Source organism: uncultured Granulicatella sp., from assembly GCF_938030755.1.
Classification (GTDB): Bacteria; Bacillota; Bacilli; order Lactobacillales; family Aerococcaceae; genus Granulicatella.
In genome coordinates this window covers 1-24968 of sequence record NZ_CALHIF010000059.1, presented here as the reverse complement: position 1 = coordinate 24968, position 24968 = coordinate 1, and the positions used below count along the sequence as shown (strand labels likewise).

Here is a 24968-nt window from a genome sequence, read left to right as displayed (position 1 = left end):
TTTATAGTTGATTAAATTAATTGCACTAGATTTAGATGGAACATTATTAACTGGTGAAAAGAAGATAACTGAAGAAAATAGAAAAGCTATTAAAATAGCCAAAGAAAATGGGATTAAAGTAGTTCTTTGTACTGGTCGACCAATTGTAAGTATTGTCCACTTACTTGAAGAATTGGACCTCATGGGAGATGATGATTACGCGATTAATTTTAATGGTGGCCTGATTCAAAAAACAAAATATGGAGAAATCGTCTATGAAACAGGGCATACTGTAGAAGATATGAAATATTGCCATGAAGAAGTGACAAAAGTAGGGCTTCCATTAGTTATGATTGATACGGTGAGAGCTTACGAGCCAACACCTCCGAAAGGACGTCCGTCAATTTATAATACATTACCACATCCAATTACCTTTGAACAAAAGAATCCAGAAGAATTTGAAGAAGGACATATCTTTAATAAAGCCGTTCTTTGTATCGCTCAAGACATCTTGGATGAAGGAATTGCAAAATTACCAAAAGAATTCTTTGAACGTTTCAACTGTATGAAATCAAGGACATTCTTGTTAGAAGTCGTTCCAAAACATGTTTCAAAAGGAAATGGCTTAAAGATGTTAGGAGAAATTCTAGGAATTTCGCTGGATGAAATGGCAGCATGTGGTGATGAGGAAAATGACTTACCAATGTTAACAGTTGTCGGTTATCCAGTAGCCATGGGCAATGGTTCAAAAGAAGTCAAAGATGTGGCAAAATATGTAACAGCAACCAATGAAGAGTCCGGCGTTGCGCAGGCCATTTACCATATTCTAGAAATGAATAAACAAGCGTAAAGTGAGGGGAAAACATGGGATTATTTGATCGAATTAAACGCGCCTTTACTGGTGAAGATGAAGTCATTAAACATGATGAGAAGAAGGAATCGATTGTCATTGAAAAATATGACAAAGGGATGGAGAAAACGCGTCGTAGTTTTTCAGATCGTTTAAACGAATTCCTTGCAGATTTTAGAGAAATTGACGAAGACTTCTTTGAAGATTTAGAAGAAACATTTATTTCCTCGGATGTTGGATTTGAAATGACATTGGCGATTACAGATGCCTTAAGAGATGAAGTTCGTTTAAAAAATGCTACAACTTCTGGTCAAGTCAAAGAAGTGATTATCGAAAAGATGGTCGATATTTATGAAAAAGGAGAAGACAACTTATCTTCTCTTAAAAAAGCCGAAGGTCGTCCAACTGTTCTAATGTTCGTTGGTGTGAATGGTGTTGGTAAGACAACTACGATTGGTAAAATTGCTTGGAGACTGAAACAAGAAGGAAATAAAGTATTACTTGCTGCAGGAGATACATTCCGAGCTGGAGCCATTCAACAGTTAGAAGTCTGGGGAGAACGTGTTGGAGTTCCTGTTGTTGCAGGTAAAGAAGGTGGCGACCCTTCTTCAGTTGTCTTTGATGCGATTAAGAAGGCTAAAGAAGAAAACTTCGATTATTTATTAATCGATACAGCTGGACGTCTTCAAAACAAAGTGAATTTGATGAAAGAGTTAGAAAAGATGAATCGTATCATCTCCCGTGAAATTGAAACGGGAGCAGATGAGACTTTATTAGTTTTAGATGCAACAACTGGCCAAAATGCTTTGGTTCAGGCCAAACAATTTGGTGAAACCATTGATATCACTGGATTAATCTTAACAAAATTAGATGGTACTGCAAAAGGTGGAGTGATTCTGTCTATTCGTCATGAATTAAATATTCCTGTTAAATTCATTGGATTAGGAGAACAGATGGATGACTTGCAACCATTTGAACCAGAACAATTTATTTACGGATTAGTGAAAGATATGTTATAATACATTTATATTAAATTGAAATGAGGCGAAATAATGGAAAATAATCATTATGGTGTTCAATCTAGTATTGAAGGAAGAAATCAATTTTTCATGAAAGTCTATGGATGGATGTTTGGCGGAATTGCAATTTCTGCTGTTGTTGCTTATTTATTTAGCACGACTCCGGCACTATTCAGTCTATTTTACGATTTCATGGTAACAACACATGGATACGGAATGTTGGGAATTATTCTATTACAATTAGTTCTTGTATTTTTAATGAGACCCGATTATGAAAAATTAGGAAATCCAATTCGCTATATAGTGATGTATTGCTTATATGCTGCACTAACAGGGTTAACATTCTTTACATTAACTTTTGTATATGATTTAGGAAGTATTGTTCAAGCATTTGCTTCTACATGTGCTTTGTTTGTTGGTCTATCAGTAGTAGGTTTTACAACTAAGAAAGATTTAACTGGTTGGGGACAACAAGCTTTAGGTGCTTTATTAGGCCTTATTATTGCAATTGCTCTTAATTTATTCTTCTTCCGTAGTTCAATGGTAGAGTGGATTATGTCAGGAATTTCTTTAATCATCTTTATCATATTGACAATTTATGATACACAAAAATTAAAAAGAATGTATGATTACTTCGAAGGACAATCAGCTCTTGAAGGAATTGCCATTCTAGGTGCTTTAGAATTATATCTTGACTTTATCAATATCTTCTTAGATATCCTTCGTTTATTTGGTAGTAGTAAAGATTAATTTTTTTTAAAGGTCTGGGTTTAACCCAGACCTTTTTTGTTTTTGGTTAAAATTATGAAAATAAAAAATGTCAGAAACTTTCAAATGCATTATCAGTGAAAATAGGGTATACTACCTACGTACGCATTAACGATATAGGAGGAAGTTTATGTTTGAGTTAAATGCATTCGATTATGAGGATATTCAATTAGTCCCAAATAAATGTATTGTAAAGAGTCGTTCGGAGTGCGATACTACCGTTAAATTAGGGAAGTTCACATTCAAACTCCCAGTAGTTCCAGCTAATATGCAAACTGTTATTGATGAATCTGTGGCAGAATTTCTAGCGAAGAATGGCTATTTTTATATTATGCATCGTTTTGATGAAGAAGGTCGTTTGCCATTTGTAAAACGAATGAAAGAAAATGGGTTAATTTCATCTATTAGTGTGGGTGTAAAACCGCAAGAGTATGATTTCATTCTAGAATTAAAAGAAAAAAATGTGGTTCCTGACTATATCACAATAGATATCGCGCATGGTCATTCAAATTCTGTGATTGATATGATTGGCCATATTAAAAAACATTTACCAGAAACTTTTGTAATTGCTGGAAATGTAGGAACACCAGAAGCTGTTCGTGAACTTGAGAATGCTGGGGCAGATGCAACAAAAGTAGGGATTGGACCTGGTAAAGTATGTATTACAAAAATTAAAACAGGATTTGGTACGGGTGGATGGCAATTAGCGGCTCTACGTTGGTGCTCTAAAGCTGCTCGTAAACCTCTCATTGCAGATGGTGGAATCCGTACGCATGGTGACATTGCTAAATCTATTCGTTTTGGTGCCACAATGGTTATGATTGGTTCACTTTTTGCGGGACATGAAGAGTCACCTGGTAAGATTGTGGAAGTGAATGGACAATTATATAAAGAGTATTTCGGAAGTGCTTCTGAGTACCAAAAAGGGGAACGTAAAAATGTGGAAGGGAAAAAAATTGTCGTTCCATATAAGGGATTGCTTCAAGATACTTTAATTGAAATGCAACAAGATTTGCAATCATCAATTTCATATGCAGGCGGAAAAGATATTGAAGCCATTCGTAAAGTGGATTATGTGATTGTAAAAAACTCTATTTTTAATGGGGATTCTATTTAAACAGATTGTTAAGCAGAAAGAGAAATCTTTCTGCTTTTTTAATTTGATATTTATTCTTGGAAAATTGTTTGTTATACTAATCTAAAGAACTCCATAAAAGGAGGAAAATTATGTGGTTATTTAATCGTAAGAGTCAAAGAAAAGATGAATTCGAATTTGAAGAGACACTTGATAGTGAAACTGTCGAAGTGGATAGTGATTCCAATGAAGATTGTTATTTCCAAATTTCGGAAATTATCACAGATCATAACCAGACTGTAAAAGAATTATTAGAAAATTATTTTGAGGATCCTAGACTTTTGTTGGAAGAGTTCCAAGGAGATTGTGATGAATGGAATGAGGATTCTGATATTCTTCATGAGGAATTGTTGGATGATTATTGGTTGATTCTTCTATTGACTTTAGAAAAAGAATCTTTTGCGAGAAGAATATACTGGAGAGATAATATTGAGGCGGTTATGAAAAATCTCAAACAGCTAAAACAGCTAAAGGAAATTTCTCTTGATGAACGATTAAGTCATTGTAACCATCTCTCTTTAGTGGAATTTTTTGAGTGTATTTCAAAAGAACTACAAAAGATGGGAATTATTATTGGGACTTTTGAATTAGATGATGAGAATGTTTTAATTTTTACAATAGTAGATAGACGTATTGAAAGATTCAACAAATTAATAAATACAATAGAGAAAAGTTGGAAGCAAATTTCGTAACGATTACAAGATTGTTACGTTTTTTCTTATTTCTATTTGAAAACTTAAGAAATTCTTAGTAAAATAAAATGGATTGTAAGGAGGATAGTGATGAATAAACGAAATTTAAAGTTTCTACTTGGAGTATTGAGTTGTTCTTTTGTATTAACTAGTTTAGCACCCATTTTAGCGGAGGAGACGACAGAAGGATCTGTTTCGCAAACGACTGTTGTGGAAGAAACAGAAGAAGTACCAACAACGGTTGCTCCAGAGAAGAAAGAAGAAACGACTCAGCAAAAATCAACAGAACTTTCTATTGAAGATGAGATTTTCGAGATCACTCAAAGATATGGTTATGATGTTAGTGAGTATTATCGACCAGAAAGTGCCATTTTAGTCGACGCTGAAACTGGTCAAATATTATATGGTGATTCTATTGATAAGCCTTGGGATCCTGCTAGTACTACTAAACTGATGACAGCTTATTTAGTATATGAAGCTATTAAAGCTGGAAAAATTACATTAGATACCAAAATTACAGCAACTGAATTAGACAGAGCTATTTCTACAATTGATGATATTAGTAATAATCAAATTAGAGCAGGTATTGAATATCCAGTTAGAGATTTATTATATTTAATGATGTATCCTTCTTCAAATGTGGCTACTGTAATGCTTTCGCATGCTATCAGTCATTCGAATGAAGAATACATTAAAATGATGAATGATAAAGCAAAAGAACTAGGTATGACGAATTCTAAGTTCTATAATCCAAGTGGAGCAGTAGTGTCTTCCTTTCGTGGATTATACACAGTGGAAGGTGTTCCGGATGAGTATAATCAAACGACTGCTAGGGATTTAGCAACGTTATCCTATTATTTCTTAAAAAATTTCCCAGAATTTCTTGAAATCACCAGAGAACCAGCGGTGACTACAATGGAAGGAACAGTAGTAGAAGAAACATTCTACACACTAAACCAATTAGCAAGCGGAATGAATCAAGGATATTTCCATGTTGATGGTTTTAAAACAGGATCTTCTCCTAATGCTGCTTTGAATCATGTTATTACAGCCGAAGAAAAGGGCAGACGAGTAATCGAAGTCTTAATGGGAGTAGGTAGTTGGAGTGATTATAATACTAGCGTGTATTATAGAGCTCAATTTGGAAATGCTATTTTAGAAAAGGCATTTACGGAATATCATGAAGAAACAGTTTTAAAAGCTGGAGTTCATGAAATTAATGGTCAAAAAATTAAAGTAGAAAAAGATATTAAAGCTATTACCAAAGGCGATTCAAAACCAACCTATAAGTTAGTTGGCGATGAGATTATCGTTGAAAATACTTTTCCAACTTTAACAAAAGCGATTAAAAGTAATGTACATAAGGTTACTAAGGTAGTAGAAGAAACAACAACTGAAGAAGCTACAACAACATCTGAAGTAAAAAATGAAGGTGTATTGTCCTTTAATGATGAGGATACAAGCACTTTTGTTGGATGGTTACGAAGCTTAAGTAAAAACCCATTATTGCTTGCTGGCATTTTATTGGCTTTAAGTGTATTTATTAGTGGGATTGTGATTGCAACTGTTCAAGTATTCAAAAAAGATTATTAAAACAAGAAACCCCTGAGAAGAGAAATTCTCAGGGGTATTTGCTTATTTAAAGAATGCCCAGAACCAATCAATGATGAATCTTAAACCGATGGTATAAGCAGCTAATGTGAAGGGCTTAAAAACCAAGATAATAATAATAAACTTTTTATATGTCATCTTTGTTAAACCGGCTAACATACATAAAAAGTCATCCGGAGAAACCGGGAAGAACATCATAAAAGCAAAAAAGTAGTCAAACCATTTACCTTTGTCCAGCCAATTAATATAGCGATTATAAGTATTCTCACTTACCATTGATTTTACGAATTGTTGACCGTATTGACGAGCAAGATAGAATGCGATAATTGAACCGATAATAATACCGATGTAATTGTAGACATTCCCAATAATATTTCCGTAAATATAAACTCCAGCAATACTTGTTAGTGCACCTGGTATAATTGGAACAACTGTTTGTAAGATTTGTAGAAAAATAAAAATTGGAGGTCCCCAAATTCCCGCCTGTAACATATATGCAGATAAAGTCTCTTCAGAAGTGAATAAGCCTTTTTGCCAAGCCCAAACAATAAATACGACTGTTGCAATTGCTCCTAAAATGGAAGCAATATTCATTACTTTCTGAGCTGTAGGGGAGATTGGCTTTCCTTGTTTAATTTCGTTGGTTGTCATTGTTGCTCCTTTATGATTTTAAATTTCTTTCCGTTGCAACTTTATCATAAAATTGTTGCCACTGATGAAGAATGCTCTCTTTTGAGTAATATTGTTCACCACGTTTTGAGCCTTCACATGCCATAGCATAGTATTCAGGATCTTCTTTAAGTTTAGTTAACTGTTCTTTAAATGTTAGTTGACTTGTCCCTTTTAAGTAGTAGTCAAATAAGATTGGCTTGTACTCAGGTAAATCACGTAATAGTAGAGGAATATTAGCGTTCATGGATTCTAAAATTGTCATAGGGAATAATTCTTCAAAAGAAAGTTGTAACATGACATCCCCCATATTAAAAAATTCATTCATTTGGTTTCTTTCAACCAATCCTAGAAAATGAACATTATCAGGAAGATCATCCATATGTTCCATAATTTCTTTTCGTCCTTCAGAAATTCCTTTAAAGGCAAAGTCTCCAGCCCAAACGAACTGAATTTCAGGCATTTTTTCTGCTAAATCGATAAATTCCAAAACACCTTTTCTCATTTGCAATTGGCCTGCAGATACAACTGTGAACTGGTCAGGATTTAGTCCAAATTTCTTTCTTAATTCCCCTTTAGATTGATCAGTGATTTTATAAAAGGTATCACGAGATACAAAGTTTGGAATATAAGTAACTTTCGAACGATCGACTCCATAATGTTCGAGGTCGTCAATAAAACGTGGATTCACAGTCACTAAATAATCCGCTTGTTTGTAAAAAGATAAGACATATTTATAGAACAATTCTTTTATTGGCTTTGGAAGAGAAATACTCTTTTCGAGTGTTTCAGGTAAGAAATGTACGGATGCTATCGTTGGTTGCTTCTTATTGTTTAAGAATGACTTAAATAGAAAGTCTGGATTAATTGTATGAATATGATTAATATCAGCAATCTTTAACTGGTTTACAACTACTTTGTATCCTTTAAGACCTTCAGTCACTAAATTAATTTGTTCCTCTGTTGCAGACATCACTCCTTGTCCTTTTACGCTGTCTGCACGAGTTAGCATATTTATTGTAAGCATATTGACTCCTTAAAAGTATATTTACACCCCATTTTACCATGAATCAAAGCATTTGGAAAACAGCATCAATAAAATTTTGAAAAATTAATGTTTTTGCCTTATTGTTTGAATTTTTGTATACTTAAAAAGAAGAAAGAATCGAGGGTGTTTATGAAAAAAAGTAAAAGATCTAATAAAAAATCTAAAGAAGAAGAAATGACACTAGTAGATTGTTATTATATTCCTTCTGTTATTGCGGAACAATTTCAGCTTTTAAGAGAGCATTGCGCGGTAGAAGTTGAAAAGGAACTAGCATTATTGTTTTCGAAAGTGGTTCGCGAGTATCGAGAAGAGGTTGGGCAAGTTGTTGTTTCCTATGATGATAAAGGAAATAAGACTTGCGAGATCCCTCTAAGTCCTATTGAAGTTTCAAAATTGGAAAAGGAGATTTCAGCGGAAAGATTAAATAAATATATCTTATCAAAAATTCATTGATAATAGAAAAGTAAGCTGGGCACTGTCCAGTTTATTTTGTTAGAAGTCTAAGAGTCAATTATTTTTAACAAACATCATTTGATAAAGCATGAGGTGAAGAGAAATGGAAAATAGTATTCAAAATTTTACTTTTCAAAATCCAACAAAGATTTTATTTGGGAAAAACCGTATAGAGGAAATTGATAACGAAATACCTAAAGATGCAAAAGTCCTCATCTTATATGGTGGAGGATCAGTCAAAAAAAATGGAGCTTTTGACAGAGCAGTTTCGGCTCTTGGAGGGCGAGATTGGGATGAGTTTTCGGGAATAGAGGCAAATCCTACATTTGAAACGTTAATGAAGGCTGTCCATAAAGTAAGAGAAGGAGGTTTTACCTACTTACTTGCAATCGGTGGAGGTTCTGTAATTGATGGGACTAAATTTGTCTCTGCAGCCAGCCTGTTTGAAGGAGACCCGATAGATTTATTTGGGTGGGGAATTGGAAAAGGACTAGCCGTTCAAGAGGTTGTACCATTTGGAACGATTTTAACCTTACCAGCAACTGGTTCTGAAATGAATTCTGGAGCAGTGATTAGTTTTGTTGAAAAAAATGCAAAAGTAAGTTTTAGAGGGCCAAAGACGTTTCCAGTATTTTCAGTATTAGAGCCCGAACTAACCTATACATTACCTGAACGTCAATTAGTAAACGGACTCTTAGACTCATTCATCCATGTAATGGAGAATTATTTAACTTATCCAGTAGGAGGGATTCTTCAGGATCGTTATGCAGAAAGCATCCTTCAAACGTTGATTGAGATTGCTCCTCGTATTATTGATATTCATCATATTGATTATAACGATAGAGCTACTTTTATGTGGTGTGCCACTAATGCGTTAAATGGGACAATTAATTTAGGCGTTCCGACGGATTGGTCTTCTCACGCATTAGGTCATGAAATCACTTTAAATCATGGAATAGACCATGGGAGAACATTATCAATTGTATTGCCAGCGATGATGAAAGTTAGAAAAAAACAAAAATGGGAAAAGTTAGTTCAATATGGAAAACGCGTCTGGGGATTAGATGGAGAAGAGAATGAGGTTGTGGAACAAGCTATTATAAATACAGAAAAATTTTTCTTATCTCTAGGTGCTCCTACACGATTTAGTGATGTAGGTTTAGGCGAAGAAGTAATCCCAGCATTAGTAGAAGGACTAAAACGTCATAAGAAGGTTGCTTTATCCGAACATGGAGATGTGACTCCAGAAGTTGCTTATGAGGTATATAAAACGGCTTTATAAATAGTATGTACTTTTTATTAGTCTTGAATGAAAGGAAGATTAAATGGCTAGTGAATTGATTGAAAGCAAACTTAAGAATCTTCCTGATTTACCGGGTTGCTATATTATGAGAAATAGTAACGATGAGATTATCTATATTGGGAAGGCCAAGAATTTAAAAAATCGTGTTCGTTCCTATTTCAGAGGTGCGCATGACACGAAAACTGAAAAACTAGTTAGTGAAATCCACCATTTTGAGTATATTGTTACAAAAACCAATAAAGAGTCTCTCTTACTGGAAATTAACCTGATTAAGAAATATCAACCATACTATAATATTAAGTTGAAACAGGGGACGATGTACCCTTACTTGAAAATTACTTCTGAAAAAGATCCGCAATTAGTAATTTCTCATAAAGTTGAAAAAGATGGAGGGATCTATTTTGGTCCTTATCCTAATGTAACGGCTGCTACATCTACACAGCAACTGATTCAAAAAATTTATCCTTTAAGAAAATGTGGAAAGAACGAAACCAGAGCTTGTTTTTATTATCATTTAGGACAGTGCATAGGTTGTTGTGACCATGAAATTTCTGAGGAAGAGTATAAAACACAAATTAAAAAAATTCAACGTTTTTTAAATGGGGATGTTAAAACCATTAAAGATGATTTGAATCAAAAAATGTTAGAAGCCTCTGAACGATTAGAATTTGAAAAAGCCAAGGATTATCGTGATCAAATTCAGTACATTGAAGCTACTGTAGAAAAACAAAATATTATGAGTTCTGATTTCACGAATCGAGATGTATTTGCGTACTTTGTTGATCGAGGATGGATTTCAATTCAAGTATTTTTATTAAGACAATCAACAATCATCAAAAGAGAAGCAGCGATGTTTCCTATTTATGATCAAATAGAAGATGAAGTTCTTTCTTTTATTATCCAGTTTTATCAGGATCAGAATCATATTCTTCCTAAAGAAATATTAGTTCCGGATGCTTTAGATGTTGATTTATTATCTGAGACACTTGGTGTAAAAGCTGTCTCTCCAAAAAGAGGATCTAAAAAAAGAATGATAGATTTAGCAACTCAAAATAGTGAAATCTCTTTATTAGAAAAGTTTAGAAGAGAAGAGCAGAGTCAATTAAAAACATTAGGTGCACTGGAAGAGTTAGCCCAAGCTCTTGGACTCGAAAAGCTCTCAGTAATTGAATCTTTTGACCATTCAAATATACAAGGAACAAATCCTGTTTCTGCCATGGTTGTTTTTCGAGATGGAAAACCTGATCGAAAACATTATCGAAAATTTAAGGTGAAAACAGTCCTTGGAAGTCATGAGTTTGCGACGACGCAAGAAGTGATTAGAAGACGTTATTCTAGATTACTAAGAGAAAAAGCTGACCTTCCTGACTTAATATTAATGGATGGTGGAAAAATCCAAATGAAGGCTGCTATGGAAGTTCTAGAAGATGAACTAGGTTTAACCATTCCGGTTTGTGGGATGGTAAAAAATGATAAACATAAAACAGCTTCTTTAATTTATGGAGAAAAATTTATTCCTATCGAATTGGATCGAAAAGGACAAGCTTTTCAATTGATTCAAAGAGTCCAAGAAGAGGTTCACCGCTTTGCTATTACTTTCCACAGACAAGTTAGAAGCAAGAATACTTTCTCTTCAAAATTGGAGTTAATAGATGGAGTAGGACCGAAAACTAGAAAGAAACTTTTAAGTCATTTTAAGACTACTACCGCTATAAAAAATGCTAGCGTTGAGGAGTTACGGAAGATTGGTATCTCTGAAAAAGTTGCAAGTAATATTATGACAATGTTTCAGAATGAATAAAATATTAAGTGTAAAAACAATAAAGTGAAACAGGTATTTTATCTGTTTCATTTTTTGTCTTGTTTCCAAGACTTAATCTTTGTTTTTTGGGGGTAGATGTGCTATCTTTTTGATTGTTGAAAAATAAATAAAAGGTGGTTAAACCAATGAAAAAATGGATGGAAGCTGGTTTCGTTGCTGTAGCTATATTATTAGCAGCATGCGGAGCAAACACAACAAAAACACAAGAAACAACTGTATCAGTTTCAGATGCACAAGCAAACTGGGATAAAATAGTTGAATCTGGTGTCATTAAAGTATCAACGGCAGGTACTTTATATCCACAATCATTCCATAATGATAATAATGAACTAACTGGTTACGATGTGGAAATCATGAAGGAAGTTGCGAAGCGTTTAAACCTTAAAGTTGAATTTACGGAAATGGGTGTAGACGGAATGTTAACTGCTTTAGATAGTGGTATGACAGATATCGCTAACTATTCAATTGAAGAAGGCGCAAAAAATTTCAATGACTATTTACACACTACACCTCATAAATACTCATTTACATCAATGGTTGTTCGCGGAAGTGACAATTCAGGAATCCATTCATGGGCGGATGTAAAAGGTAAAAAAGCAGCAGGGGCAGCAAGTACAAACTATATGAAGATTGCTAAAAAACTTGGCGCTGAATTAGTCGTTTATGATAACGTAACTAATGATGTATATATGTCTGATTTAGTAAACGGACGTACAGATGTAATTATCAACGATTACTACTTACAATCCATCGCGGTTGCTTTTGCCAAAGATAAATACGACATTAAGATTAATGAAGGTGTTTACGCAAATCCTTATAGCTCAAGCTTCTCAATTTCATTAAATAACACTGTATTACGTGATAAGTTCAATGAAGCGATGGATGCAATGAAGAAAGATGGAACATTAAAGAAAATCTCTGAACAATTCTTCGCTGGTCAAGACGTAACAGAACCTAAAGAGTTCAAAACAGAAAAAATCGATATTTCAGATGTAGACTAATATGCTAAATAAAATATTCGATATTAGTATTGCGATTAACAATTTTTGGTTTATCCTTAGTGGATTAGGATATACATTAGGAGTCGCATTAACAAGTTTCGTATTCGGAACGATTTTAGGTTTTATTCTCGTATTAATGAGACGCTCCAGATTCCGTTTTCTACGATTGATTGCAATGTTCCATGTATCCTTTATGCGTGGAACTCCAACACTAGTATTTTTATTCTTACTATATTTTGGTTTACCATTCCTAAAAATAACGTTACCAGCATTAGTATGTGCGCTTCTTTGCTTTAGTATTGCGAGCAGTGCGTATATTTCTGAAGTATTGCGTTCGGCAATGGATGCAGTGGATAATGGCCAATGGGAAGCAGCGATGTCTTTTGGAATGAGTTATCGTCAAACTTTACAAAAAGTAATCGTTCCTCAAGCGTTAAGAATTGCAATACCGCCATTAAGTAATGTGTTACTGGATATGATTAAAGGTTCGTCTCTTGTTGCGATGATTTCACTTCCTGATATCTTCCAAAATGCGAAAATTGTTGGTGGTCGGGAACAAAACTACATGACTGTTTATATTCTAGTAGCAATTATTTACTGGATTATCTGTTTACTTTTTGAACAAGGGCAACGATATTTAGAAAAGAAAATGGCACTTTAATAGAAAATAGTATAGAGAACTGTGTAACAGCAGTTCTCTTTTTATATAGAAATGTTGAAACTATTTGAAGTATAGGCGTTTCTTCGTTAAAATAAATAGGACTTAAAAGAACAATGGTTATCGGAAAGGACACTTATGAATACAAAGACTATTTGGGAGCAACATGGCTTCCGCACATTAACGCCGATACAAGAAAAGACACAAGAACTGATTAAAGAAGGAGCTGACGTTGTAGCCATCTCGCCTACAGGGACTGGGAAAACTTTAGCGTATGTAGTTCCTATTTTGGGAAGAGTAAAAGCGGACAAAACGCTCCAATCTCTTATTGTGGCACCTTCTCAAGAACTAGCGCAGCAAATTGGAACAGTGATTAGAGAATGGAAAATACCGGAAATTCGTGTGCAAGTTTTAGCAGGGGGAGCAAACGTTAAACGCCAAGTAGAGAAGTTAAAAGAAAAACCAGAAATTGTTGTCGGAACACCTGGTCGACTATTAGAACTTTCAAAACTCCGTAAATTAAAGCTACATCAAGTAGAACTACTTGTATTAGATGAGGCCGATTATTTACTCGATTCGGACCAATTGAGTAATACGAGAGAACTTGTAAAGAAACTTCCTTCTGAAAGACAAGTACTATGTTTCTCTGCAACAAAGAACATGAATTTAGAAGAAGTTCATAAATGGATTAATATACAACCGATATTTATTGAAGTTTCAGAGGGGAACTCTGTGCATTCAAATGTCACTCATGGATATATAGAGTGTCCGACAAGAAAGCGTGATGAGGTATTAAGAAAACTCGCTTTCTCAGAAAATGCAAATCAGGCATTAGTTTTCGTTAATTCGATTGCAAATGCTGCATTACTTGGTGAAAAGTTAGCGTATCATCAAGTGCCAGTTGCACTTCTTTCAAGCGATGCCCATCAAACAGAACGCAAGAAAGCGATTGACCTATTTAAGAAGGGCCAAATCCCATTCTTATTAAGTACGGATGTTGCGCAACGTGGTCTTGATATTCAAGATTTACCAATCGTCATTCATTATGATATTGCAGATTCTACGGAGCAATATACGCATCGTTCTGGACGTACAGGACGTATGGGGAAAGAAGGTTTGGTTCTGAGCCTAGTGAACGACCGTGAACTAAGAGACTTGAAGAAAGTTGCTGGAAAACATAAACTGGTCCAGTTTGAATTATATGCAGGACAGTTAAAACCAGTTACGCAATTGAAAAAGAAAGAAGTAAGTTCTAAAAAAACAATTCAGAAACGAAAGAAGGAAAATAAGAGTGGAAATCATCGAGGATTTAAAAAGTCAAATTAGGTTCTTCGGATTTGAAATGACGGATGCCGACAGCTTAATAGCTTTAAATAAAGAAGAGCAAAACTTTGTACTCTTTTGGGCTAGAGATGGCTTCGTTCTGTTTGAAACTTCTAAAGAAGGTGTTTGGAGAGCAAATAGACCAATCGTTATTCCTTCAAGTCGCATTCAAAATGTTTCTTTAGAGAAGAGGCTCTTAGGAAATCCAAAACTAACATTGCAATATTTAGATAAAGAGGAGATTTTCGTTGTACCGATGAAATGTAGATTTCATCAAAATCAAAAGACAGAAGTAAAGAAATTCATGAATACAATAGAAGGATTAAAAGGGGAGTTGTATGGATATCATTAGTTCACCTAAGAATGAAAAAATTAAGGAGCTTGTTAAACTTCAGACTTCAAAAGGTCGTAAGAAAGCAGGGATGTATCTTCTTGAAGGGGAACACCTAGTTGAAGAAGCGATTAAAGAAAAAGCCCCTATTTCTTTGATAGTAGTTACTAGTAATCGTCTTGAAGAGTTTCAATATCTTTTAAGTCAAACTGACGTACAGGTTCTAGTTGTATCGCAAGACGTCTTCCATAAGTTATCAATGACTGAGACGGCTCAAGGGATTATAGCAGTTGTTGAAATTGTTAAGCAAGAGACTCTCCCTCATTGTGGTCGTATGATCATTTTAGATGCAGTTCAAGACCCTGGTAATCTAGGAACGATTGTTAGAACGGCTGATGCTGCAGGATTTGATGCTGTTGTTTTAGGGACGGGGACTGTTGATTTATATAACGAAAAAGTTCTTCGTTCGATGCAAGGAAGTCATTTTCATATTCCCGTTTTCCAAACGAACTTACAAGAATACTTACTAAAGCTTAAAGATAAAGGTGCACAAGTAGCCGTAACGGCACTGCACCGAGATTCGAAAGATTATACTATCTTACAAGGAGCTACAGATGTAGCTATCGTCGTTGGTAATGAAGGCCAGGGAGTCTCTAGTAATATTATTGACATAGCGGATGTAGTTGTTTCAATTCCGATGTTTGGAAAAGCGGAATCATTGAACGTAGCAATTGCTTCAGCTTTATTAATGTATAAAACGAAAGAAAAGAAGGAGTAACGAATGGATAACAGACCAAATCCAATGGGAAGAAAACGCCCCATTCTTGAAACAGTTAAAAATATGACTATTATTTTCTTTGCATTAAGTGCCATTGCAGCTTTATATAATTTTACCTTAGCAGCAAGAGTGCTAATCATGGCGGTGGTAATGTTGGTTATCTATACCTTCATGTTGTTTTCAAAAAAGCATAAACTAGAGGGTAAAGAAAAAGAAACCGAAGAGTCGGAATGAGGCTGTAAAATCGATTGACAGAATGTTCGTCTTTAGGTATAATAATTTAGTACTGTTTCAGTAGCTCAGCAGGATAGAGCATTCGCCTTCTAAGCGAACGGTCGGGGGTTCGAATCCCTCCTGAAACGCTAAATTGAAAGAGCATTATCAAATTTAGTTTGATAATGCTCTTTTTTTATTAGTAAAATGAAGATAAAAAAAGGATAGATTGTGAATAATTATGCCCATATTGTGAAATGTTTCATTCTGTTTCAATAAAATAGTACAGCAAAATCAACTGTTATAATACATCTTTCACAACTTAAGAAGGCTTTAAATAGCGGTTATAACAATATTTAACAAATTCTTTGTATTTTTTTACACTTATGTATTGCACTTAGATTTAATTGTGTTATAATATTTGTGTAGATAGCTGTTATAAGTTTCACAACCAATTATCTAAGGAGGAAAAATTTATGGAACAATGGAACGGTTTCAAAGGTAAAGTATGGAAAGAAGAAGTTAATGTCCGTGACTTTATCCAAGAAAACTACACACTTTATGAAGGAGACGACAGTTTCTTAGCTGGACCTACTGAAGCTACTAAGGCTTTATGGGCACAAGTTATGGACTTGAACAAACAAGAACGTGAAGCTGGTGGTGTCTTAGATATGGACACTAAAGTTGTATCAACAATCACTTCACATGGACCTGGTTACTTAAACAAAGATTTAGAAACAGTTGTTGGTTTCCAAACCGAAAAACCATTCAAACGTAGCTTACAACCATTTGGTGGTATTCGTATGAGTGAACAATCTGCTGAAGCATACGGTTTCAAGATTGACGAAGAAATTTCTCGTATCTTCCGTGACTGGCGTAAAACTCACAATCAAGGTGTATTCGATGCTTACACTCCAGAAATGCGTGCAGCTCGTAAATCAGGTGTTATCACAGGTTTACCAGATGCTTACGGACGTGGACGTATCATCGGTGACTACCGTCGTGTAGCTTTATACGGGGTTGATCGTTTAATCGCTGAAAAACAAAAAGACTTCGCTAACATTGGCGATGGCACTATGAGTGACGATGTCATTCGTTTACGTGAAGAAGTTTCAGAACAATACCGTGCATTATTAGAATTAAAAGAATTAGGAAACATCTACGGATTCGATATTTCTAAACCTGCATCAAATGCTCGTGAAGCTTTCCAATGGTTATACTTAGGTTACTTAGCAGCTATTAAAGAACAAAATGGTGCGGCTATGTCTCTAGGACGTACTTCAACATTCTTAGATATCTATGTACAACGTGACTTAGAAAACGGAACATTAACAGAACAAGAAGCACAAGAGCTGGTTGACCACTTTGTAATGAAATTACGTTTAGTTAAATTCGCTCGTACACCTGAATACAACGCATTATTCTCAGGAGACCCAACTTGGGTAACTGAATCTATTGCCGGTGTTGGTGAAGACGGACGTCCATTAGTAACTAAAAACAGTTTCCGTTTCTTACACACATTAGTAAACTTAGGACCAGCTCCAGAACCAAACTTAACAGTTCTATGGTCAACTCGTTTACCAGAAAACTTCAAATTGTTTGCAGCTAAAACTTCTATTAATACATCTGCAATCCAATATGAAAACGATGATGTAATGCGTCCAGAGTGGGGCGACGACTACGGAATTGCTTGCTGTGTATCTGCGATGCGTATTGGTAAACAAATGCAATTCTTCGGAGCTCGTGCTAACTTAGCGAAAACATTATTATATGCGATAAACGGTGGTATCGATGAAAAATCTAAAGCACAAGTTGGTCCTAAGTATCAACCAATTACTTCAGAATACTTAGATTACGATGAAGTAATGGCTAAATACAACGATATGATGGAATGGATTTGTGGTTTATACTTAAACACATTAAACATCATCCACTATATGCATGATAAATACAGTTACGAAAGACTTGAAATGGCATTACATGACACTGAAATTCTACGTACAATGGCAACTGGTATCGCTGGATTCTCAGTAGCAGTTGACTCATTATCAGCTATTAAATATGCGAAAGTTAAGACAATTCGTGATGAAGATGGCGTTGTTGTAGACTATGAAGTAGAAGGCGACTTCCCTAAATATGGTAACAACGATGATCGCGCTGACGAAATCGCAATTTGGTTATTGAAAGAATTCATGACTAAAGTTAAAAAACATAAAACTTACCGTAATGCTAAACATACAACTTCTATCCTTACAATTACTTCTAACGTAGTTTATGGTAAGAAGACAGGTAACACTCCTGATGGACGTCGTGCTGGCGAACCATTTGCACCAGGTGCTAACCCAATGCATGGTCGTGACACACATGGAGCATTAGCTTCATTATCATCAGTTGCTAAAGTACCTTACAAATATGCATTAGATGGTATCTCAAATACATTCTCAATCATTCCTAAAGCTTTAGGACGTGAATTAGATGTACAAGAAGAAAACTTAGTTTCTATGTTAGATGGTTACGCTTCAAAAGGTGGTCACCACTTAAACATCAACGTATTCAACCGTGATACATTATTAGATGCTATGGAACACCCAGAAGAATACCCACAATTAACAATTCGTGTATCTGGATACGCAGTTAACTTCATTAAATTAACTCGTGAACAACAATTAGACGTAATCAACCGTACAATGCACGAAAGCATGTAATCACATTGTGTAAGGTCGACTGTTCTGAAATAGACCACTGGAGGAAAATTAATGAGGATGCTAAGCATCCGAAGAAATTTTGCGAAGTACAGGTATTTCAAGGAGACCGAACCAGATTACACATTGTGTGAGGTTGACTCGCAATATTGCTGAAATTACGAAAACGGATGGGCAAAATCGTCCATCCGTTTTTTAATCGAAACAGCAGCCCTAAAGGACACGAATTGTGATATACTAGAAGAGAAAAGATAGGAGGAATAATGATGAGTGAACCAGTAACTGGATATATTCATTCTACAGAGAGTTTTGGTTCTGTAGACGGACCAGGTATCCGTTTTGTAACCTTCATGCAAGGTTGTCGTATGCGCTGTGAGTTTTGTCATAACCCAGATACTTGGAATATTGGGGGCGGTCATCCGATTACTTCTCAAGAATTACTCGATCAAGCATTGCAATATCGTGCATTCTGGGGACGTAAAGGTGGCGTAACTGTCAGCGGAGGAGAGCCTTTATTGCAAATGGATTTCTTAATCGATTTCTTTAAACGTTGTAAGAAAGCTGGAGTGCACACAACATTAGATAGTTGTGGAATGCCCTTTACGTATGACGAACCATTCTTTTCAAAATTCGAAGAGTTATTAGAATATACAGATCTTATTTTATTAGATATTAAGCATATTGATGATGAACAACATAAGAAATTAACAGGATGGACGAATAAAAATATTCTTCAACTAGCAGAGTATTTATCAGACAAAGGGCAACCCGTATGGATTCGCCACGTGTTAGTCCCAGAACGTTCAGACTATGATGAATATCTCATCCGATTAAGTGAATTTGTAAGTAAACTGAAAAATGTATTGAAGTTTGAGATTTTACCTTATCATAAACTGGGCGTATATAAATGGAAGAACTTAGGAATTCCATATAAATTGGATCATATTGAGCCACCGACTCAAGAACGTGTGGATAACGCTCGACGTATTTTAAGAACTGATGATTATAAAGGATTTTTGAATGCCTAATGAAAGAACTGTTATAGTGTAAACCCTATAGCAGTTCTTTTATGTTCAATTTTTATGTATAAGTGCATTTTTTGTTGGTTTTAATTGGTAATTATGTTAAAATTGTCAATGTAAATTTAAATAGAGAGAGGCCATAAAATGAGTAAATTATTAGTTTTCGGACATCAAAATCCAGATACTGATGCAATTACATCAGCAATTTCATATGCTTTCTTATTACGTCAATTAGGTGAGGACGCAGAAGCAGTTGCCTTAGGGACTCCTAATGAAGAAACACAATATGCATTAAATTATTTCAAGAAAGAAGCTCCTCGAGTTATTGGGGATGTTTCACAAGAGACAAATCGTGTTGCTTTAGTGGATCATAACGAAGTACAACAAAGTGCAACTGGCATAGAAAAAGTAGAAGTTGAATTCGTAGTGGATCATCACCGTATTGCAAATTTCCAAACAGCAAATCCTTTATTCTATCGTGCAGAACCTGTTGGATGTACGAATACAATTTTATACAAAATGTATAAAGAATATGGTGTTGAAGTTCCTAAAGATATTGCTGGATTAATGGTATCAGCAATTGTTTCTGATACTTTATTATTCAAATCTCCAACATGTACTCAACAAGATATTGAAGCTGCAACTGATTTAGCAAATATTACTGAGATTGATGTTAATGTCTATGGTCTAGAAATGTTAAAAGCCGGAACCAATTTAGGGGATAAATCTGAAGCGGAGTTAATTGATTTAGATGCGAAATCATTCCCAATGGGTGGAGCAAATTTACGTATTGCTCAAGTAAATGTTGTTGATCCTGAAGAATTATTAGCTCGTAGAGAAGCGTTAGAAGAAAGCATGAGAGCTGCAAATTCAGAAAATGGATATGATACTTTTGTTTTTGTAATTACAAATATCTTAACAAGCGTCTCAACAGTTTTAGTTGTAGGAGATTATAAAGACAAAGTTGCCCAAGCGTTCAATTCAAGCTATACAGATGGATTACTTGCATTACCAGGAGTTGTTTCTCGTAAAAAACAAGTAGTACCACCATTAACAGTTGCTTTTGAAGGATAAAATTTTGAGTGGGTGAGGAACAAAATTATTCCTCCCCATTTTTTTGTAAAGGAAATAAATCATGCGTAATTTGATACAATTTATGAAAGATTTTGTTGTTCCACAGTCAAAAAAAGAGTGGACGATTTCTTTAATTTCGATTACAGTTCGAAATTTAACCGTAATGAAAAAATTTTATACACAAATATTAGGTCTTTCGGTTTTGCAAGAATTTGATAATGAAGTTTTGATTGGTCATGGAAGAGGAAGTATCCCACTTTTTAAACTAGTTCAAGGAAATGGTGATTCTGATTCATTTTTAACAACTTATTCAATAGGGTTTCGTTTGTCAAAATCTTCTCAAATTGGTGAATTGATTAATCGTTTTATTATGGAAGAACAAACGATTATGGGTTCAGGATTCGATGGTTATACAACTAATTTTTATATTATGGATCCAGAGGGAAATCGATTGAAATTTATGGTTGTTGAAGATAATCCTTCTAAAGATATAGATCAATATTTGGAAGGGAATGAAATGAAACGTTCGTTGCACGACTTTATTGACGGAATTGATGGGGCTTCAGAAGAATTTCCCGTAAGTGCGAGAATCACTCAACTTCATTATAATGTGATTGATGTAGAAGTAACAACTGATTTTTTAATAAACAACTTCTCGTTTAATACAACATATGATTATGTAACTAAGCGGAAAAATTTTAAGGTGAACCGTGATGGATATTCAATAGCAATAAATTCCTGGAATGAAACGAATAAGAAAAGTAAAAATATTTATGGGCTTTCAATGGTTGAATGGCGAGTTCCCAATATGAAGGAACTAGAAAATCTTGTTCTCCATTTAGAAATGAATCAAGTTCCTTTTCATTATTACGATGCCTATTTAAAGGTTCCTACGAAGGATGGAATTGAATATTGTTTTAAAGTAGGTGACCATTCATGAAGTTATTTGAGAAATATTCATATCGTAAATACCGTAAAAATAAACTTTTTCGTCACTTTATTTCATTGCTTGCCGTTATCATTTCGGGATTTTTACAAGCATTCACATTGAAAGTATTTATCCAACCTTCAAATTTACTTTCTAGCGGTTTTTTGGGGGTTGCGATTTTAATTAATCAAATATCTGAGTTATTTGGAGTAGAGTTATCTATTTCGATTTTATTAATCTTACTCAATATTCCTGTTGCAATTTTATGTTATAGAGGGATTAGTGCTCGTTTTACTTTTTATTCGGTTCTTCAAGTTTTTGTTGGAAGTTTCTTTATCCGTGTTTTAAATTTTGATCCTTTATTTGTAGATGATACCATGCTGAATGTGATTTTTGGTGGAGTTTTAAATGGACTATATGTTTCTCTTGCACTGAAAGGGAATGCTTCAACAGGGGGAATGGATTTTATTGCATTATATGTTTCGAATAAGAGCGGTAAAACTATTTGGCAACAAGTATTCTTATTTAATACATTATTACTTGTAATATTTGGGGCGTTATTTGGATGGAAAAATGCAGGTTATTCGATTATTTTCCAATATATTTCTACGAAAGTGATTAGTACATTTCATCAGAGATATCATAGGGTTACACTGCAGATTACGACTCGATATGGGGAAGATGTCATGCAATCCTATTTAAAAAATATAAGGCATGGAATATCCTGTGTGGACGCTATTGGAGGATTTAGTCGAGAAAAAATGTATTTATTACATACAGTAATTTCATCATATGAAGTTATGGATGCCGTAGCTGTTATTAAAGAAGCGGATCCTCGTGCGATTATCAATCAAATTAGTACAGAAAACTTTTATGGAAGATTCCATAGAGAACCAGAGTAGGGAGGTAATTAAACTGCAAGCTATTTCTAAAAAAGACATTTTAAAATCGTTTATGCTCGTAACATTAGGCTGTTTTTTATTTTCATACACCATTAACGCTGTAGTGATAGCTAATCATTTTGGTGAAGGCGGCCTTACTGGAGTCACACTTCTTATGTTCTATACGCTAAATATTGATCCTGCATTATCAAGTCTAGTTTTAAATGTTTTTTTATTAATAATCGGTTATCGATACTTAGAGAAGAAAACAATGATTTATACAGTTCTTGCTGTATTTGAATTACCAATGTTTCTAAAATACACTCAGGAATGGCCAGTATTCGTTCCCGAGAACCTAGTAGTAGCTTCAGTTGCTGCTGGTGTATTTGTTGGTATTGCTTTGGGACTTGTTATTTTAGGAAAAGGGACGACCGCTGGAACAGATATTATTGCAATGATGATGAATAAATATCTTGGTTGGCCGGTTTCATCTTCATTATTGATAATCGATACCATTGTCGTTACTCCTTTAGCATTTGTAATTGGGTTTGAGAAGGCTGTTTTAACGTTAATGATGCTATTTATTGCAAGTAAGGTTATTAATTTTATTCTCGAAGGATTTAACCCACGAAAAGCTATAATGATTATTTCAAACCAGTACGAATTAATTGGTCAAACAATCCAAGAGCAATTAGATAGAGGAATCACGGTTCTTGATGGGCATGGATTTTACTCAAAAGATAAAAGACAAGTTCTTTATGTTGTGGTGAATCGTCAACAATTAATGCCAGTTCAACGAATTATTCATGAGTATGATCCAGAAGCGTTTGTAATCATTACAGACGTGAATCAAGTTATTGGAGAAGGATTTACATTCTATCTTGATGATAATGGAAATAAATTACATCAATAAGGAGGAGAGAAAAAATGAAATTTAGAAGTTCTTTGGGATTATTAGCAGGGATTTTATTATTAAACGGAAATGCAGTTTTAGCACAAGAAGTTGAACCGACTACTGAAGTAGCGCCGTCAACTACACAAGTGGAGACTACGCAGACTACTGAAAAGGTAGAAAGTACAACTGAAGTAGCAACTACACAAACTCAGGAAGTAACGACGGAAACTGCGACTACAGAAGCTCCAAAATATACTGGATGGGTACAAACTTCAGACGGTACTTGGTATTTTTATAATGCTGACCACACAATGCTCACTTCAAGCTGGAAAGGTGACTATTACTTAGAAGTTGATGGAAAAATGGCTACTACTAAATGGGTAGATAACTACAAATACTATGTAGACGCTTCAGGTAAATGGGTCCCAGGAAAAGTTAAGAAATCTGGCTGGGTTAAAGAAGAAGGATATTGGTATTTTTACCTAGAAGGTGAAGAGTTACTGCGTAATAACTGGGAAGGCAGTTATTATCTTGGTGCTGATGGAAAAATGGCTACAGAAAACTGGGTAGATAATCATAAGTACTACGTAGATAAAAATGGCGCATGGGTTCCAAATCGTGTGAAATCTGCATGGGAAAAGATTGACGGTATTTGGTATTACTACGAAAATGGACAACCAGTTAAGAATGTCTGGAAAGGTAACTATTATCTTCAAGAAGACGGTACTATGGCAACGAATAAATGGGTGGAAGATTACCGTTATTATGTGGGTGCAGATGGTCATTGGGTAAAAGATAGAAAACTCAAAAATGGTTGGCTTAAAGAAGATGGTACTTGGTACTATTATGAAGGTAAAGAACAGCTTGTTAAAAATGAGTGGCGTGGAAACTATTATTTAGGTTCTACTGGTGTCATGGTTACAAATCAGTGGGTTGATAATGATAAATACTATGTAGGTGAAGACGGTGCTTGGGTTCGTGCTGCGATTAAAGGGAAGGATGGCTGGATTCAAGAGTCTGATGGTATATGGTATCATTACAAAAATGGAATTCCAACACGTAATAAATGGGTGGGCGACTACTATTTATTATCAGATGGTAAAATGGCTACAAATCAATGGGTAGATAACTATCGCTATTACGTAGGTCCTGATGGAGCTTGGCTACCAAATCCATCTTCTAAAGGAAATCAAAAAGAAATTCTTTTAGATTTAGCCCGTGGATATATTGGGGTTGAACAGTTTGATAGCCGCCACAATACAATGGTAAATATTTATAATTCTGGAAAAACTAGTTATAGTGGTTACCGCGTAAGCGCATATGATGACTGGTGCGATATCTTCGTATCATCGTTGTACCAACATAGCGGACTAATTGACTTAATTGATAAAGAAGCTTATGTTCCATACCATATTCGATTAATGAAAAATAAGGGGATTTGGGTTGGAAATTCAACCCCTCAACCAGGAGATATCATTACGTTTGACTGGAATTTAGACGGCCTTGCTGACCATATTGCTATTGTTGAAAAGGTCGAAGGTGACAAAGTGATCACGATTGAAGGGAATACGAGTGATCGTAATCTGGATGAATCAAAAGTCGTTCGTAAATCTCATAAATTATCAGCACGATATATCATTGGATATGGTCGCCCACAATATAAATAAATTATAACAAAAAGCTGGTCCTTAGAGACTGGCTTTTTTCCTTTATAATAGGGAATTGAAAATGATAGAAAACAATTTTAAGGGTTAAGAATTCTTTAAGTATGTGTATGATTATGGTAGAATAGACTAAATCATAAAAGAGATTT

General features: G+C 34.8%; 24 protein-coding genes and 1 tRNA gene. 23 read left to right on the top strand and 2 right to left on the bottom strand.

Features of this window, described 5'->3' with window-relative positions:
* Positions 1-7 precede the first annotated feature (7 nt).
* From Q0594_RS06005 to Q0594_RS05980, 6 genes are all read left to right on the top strand, one after another.
* Complete coding sequence (locus tag Q0594_RS06005; protein WP_298730506.1) at positions 8-829, top strand: Cof-type HAD-IIB family hydrolase; 822 nt, start codon at positions 8-10, stop codon at positions 827-829.
* A gap of 14 nt (positions 830-843) precedes the next feature.
* Complete coding sequence (gene ftsY / locus Q0594_RS06000) at positions 844-1848, top strand: signal recognition particle-docking protein FtsY (protein ID WP_298730504.1); 1005 nt, start codon at positions 844-846, stop codon at positions 1846-1848.
* 33 nt (positions 1849-1881) lie between these two features.
* Entirely contained in the window at positions 1882-2598 is a 717-nt protein-coding gene (locus Q0594_RS05995; RefSeq protein WP_298730502.1) for a Bax inhibitor-1/YccA family protein, read from the top strand.
* A gap of 148 nt (positions 2599-2746) precedes the next feature.
* Entirely contained in the window at positions 2747-3733 is a 987-nt protein-coding gene (gene guaC, locus Q0594_RS05990; RefSeq protein WP_298730500.1) for a GMP reductase, read from the top strand.
* A 110-nt stretch (positions 3734-3843) separates the two neighbouring features.
* Positions 3844-4443, top strand: a complete 600-nt coding sequence (locus tag Q0594_RS05985) for a hypothetical protein (RefSeq protein ID WP_298730498.1) — start codon at positions 3844-3846, stop codon at positions 4441-4443.
* Between the two features lie 90 nt (positions 4444-4533).
* Complete coding sequence (locus Q0594_RS05980) at positions 4534-6036, top strand: serine hydrolase (protein ID WP_298730497.1); 1503 nt, start codon at positions 4534-4536, stop codon at positions 6034-6036.
* A gap of 42 nt (positions 6037-6078) precedes the next feature.
* Here Q0594_RS05980 and Q0594_RS05975 read toward each other — a convergent pair whose 3' ends face one another.
* On the bottom strand, positions 6079-6705 hold the full coding sequence (locus tag Q0594_RS05975) for a TVP38/TMEM64 family protein (RefSeq protein ID WP_298730495.1): 627 nt from the start codon (positions 6703-6705) through the stop codon (positions 6079-6081).
* Positions 6706-6715: 10 nt separating this feature from the next.
* On the bottom strand, positions 6716-7750 hold the full coding sequence (locus Q0594_RS05970; protein WP_298730493.1) for a glycosyltransferase family 4 protein: 1035 nt from the start codon (positions 7748-7750) through the stop codon (positions 6716-6718).
* A 150-nt stretch (positions 7751-7900) separates the two neighbouring features.
* Here Q0594_RS05970 and Q0594_RS05965 point away from each other — a divergent pair, with 150 nt between their 5' ends.
* From Q0594_RS05965 to Q0594_RS05885, 17 genes are all read left to right on the top strand, one after another.
* Positions 7901-8224 (top strand): hypothetical protein, encoded by a 324-nt coding sequence (locus tag Q0594_RS05965; RefSeq protein WP_298730491.1) that lies wholly within the window; start codon positions 7901-7903, stop codon positions 8222-8224.
* A gap of 103 nt (positions 8225-8327) precedes the next feature.
* Positions 8328-9506: an iron-containing alcohol dehydrogenase gene (locus Q0594_RS05960; RefSeq protein WP_298730489.1), complete on the top strand. Its 1179-nt coding sequence runs from the start codon at positions 8328-8330 to the stop codon at positions 9504-9506.
* Positions 9507-9549: 43 nt separating this feature from the next.
* Positions 9550-11328, top strand: a complete 1779-nt coding sequence (gene uvrC / locus Q0594_RS05955) for an excinuclease ABC subunit UvrC (protein WP_298730487.1) — start codon at positions 9550-9552, stop codon at positions 11326-11328.
* A gap of 146 nt (positions 11329-11474) precedes the next feature.
* Entirely contained in the window at positions 11475-12350 is an 876-nt protein-coding gene (locus tag Q0594_RS05950; RefSeq protein WP_298730485.1) for a transporter substrate-binding domain-containing protein, read from the top strand.
* Position 12351: 1 nt separating this feature from the next.
* Positions 12352-13011 carry an amino acid ABC transporter permease gene (locus Q0594_RS05945; RefSeq protein ID WP_298730483.1) on the top strand — a complete coding sequence of 220 codons (660 nt, stop codon included), beginning with the start codon at positions 12352-12354 and terminating at the stop codon, positions 13009-13011.
* Positions 13012-13146: 135 nt separating this feature from the next.
* A complete protein-coding gene (locus tag Q0594_RS05940; protein WP_298730481.1) occupies positions 13147-14334 on the top strand; it encodes a DEAD/DEAH box helicase in 1188 nt (395 codons plus the stop codon).
* A complete protein-coding gene (locus tag Q0594_RS05935; RefSeq protein ID WP_298730479.1) occupies positions 14300-14683 on the top strand; it encodes a hypothetical protein in 384 nt (127 codons plus the stop codon). Before Q0594_RS05940 ends, Q0594_RS05935 begins: the two co-directional genes overlap by 35 nt.
* Positions 14670-15440: an RNA methyltransferase gene (locus Q0594_RS05930; RefSeq protein ID WP_298730477.1), complete on the top strand. Its 771-nt coding sequence runs from the start codon at positions 14670-14672 to the stop codon at positions 15438-15440. Before Q0594_RS05935 ends, Q0594_RS05930 begins: the two co-directional genes overlap by 14 nt.
* Positions 15441-15443: 3 nt before the next feature.
* Positions 15444-15674 (top strand): hypothetical protein, encoded by a 231-nt coding sequence (locus tag Q0594_RS05925; protein ID WP_298645714.1) that lies wholly within the window; start codon positions 15444-15446, stop codon positions 15672-15674.
* Between the two features lie 54 nt (positions 15675-15728).
* Positions 15729-15802, top strand: a tRNA-Arg gene (locus tag Q0594_RS05920).
* A 327-nt stretch (positions 15803-16129) separates the two neighbouring features.
* Positions 16130-18358, top strand: a complete 2229-nt coding sequence (gene pflB, locus Q0594_RS05915) for a formate C-acetyltransferase (RefSeq protein WP_298730476.1) — start codon at positions 16130-16132, stop codon at positions 18356-18358.
* A gap of 263 nt (positions 18359-18621) precedes the next feature.
* On the top strand, positions 18622-19383 hold the full coding sequence (gene pflA, locus Q0594_RS05910) for a pyruvate formate-lyase-activating protein (RefSeq protein ID WP_298730474.1): 762 nt from the start codon (positions 18622-18624) through the stop codon (positions 19381-19383).
* A gap of 138 nt (positions 19384-19521) precedes the next feature.
* A complete protein-coding gene (locus tag Q0594_RS05905; protein WP_298730473.1) occupies positions 19522-20451 on the top strand; it encodes a manganese-dependent inorganic pyrophosphatase in 930 nt (309 codons plus the stop codon).
* A gap of 61 nt (positions 20452-20512) precedes the next feature.
* A complete protein-coding gene (locus Q0594_RS05900; RefSeq protein WP_298730470.1) occupies positions 20513-21391 on the top strand; it encodes a VOC family protein in 879 nt (292 codons plus the stop codon).
* Positions 21388-22281 carry a YitT family protein gene (locus tag Q0594_RS05895; protein ID WP_298730468.1) on the top strand — a complete coding sequence of 298 codons (894 nt, stop codon included), beginning with the start codon at positions 21388-21390 and terminating at the stop codon, positions 22279-22281. Before Q0594_RS05900 ends, Q0594_RS05895 begins: the two co-directional genes overlap by 4 nt.
* On the top strand, positions 22253-23173 hold the full coding sequence (locus tag Q0594_RS05890; protein ID WP_298730466.1) for a YitT family protein: 921 nt from the start codon (positions 22253-22255) through the stop codon (positions 23171-23173). The genes Q0594_RS05895 and Q0594_RS05890 overlap by 29 nt, the downstream gene beginning before the upstream one ends.
* Before the next feature lie 14 nt (positions 23174-23187).
* Positions 23188-24822 carry a CHAP domain-containing protein gene (locus Q0594_RS05885; protein ID WP_298730464.1) on the top strand — a complete coding sequence of 545 codons (1635 nt, stop codon included), beginning with the start codon at positions 23188-23190 and terminating at the stop codon, positions 24820-24822.
* Positions 24823-24968 lie beyond the last annotated feature (146 nt).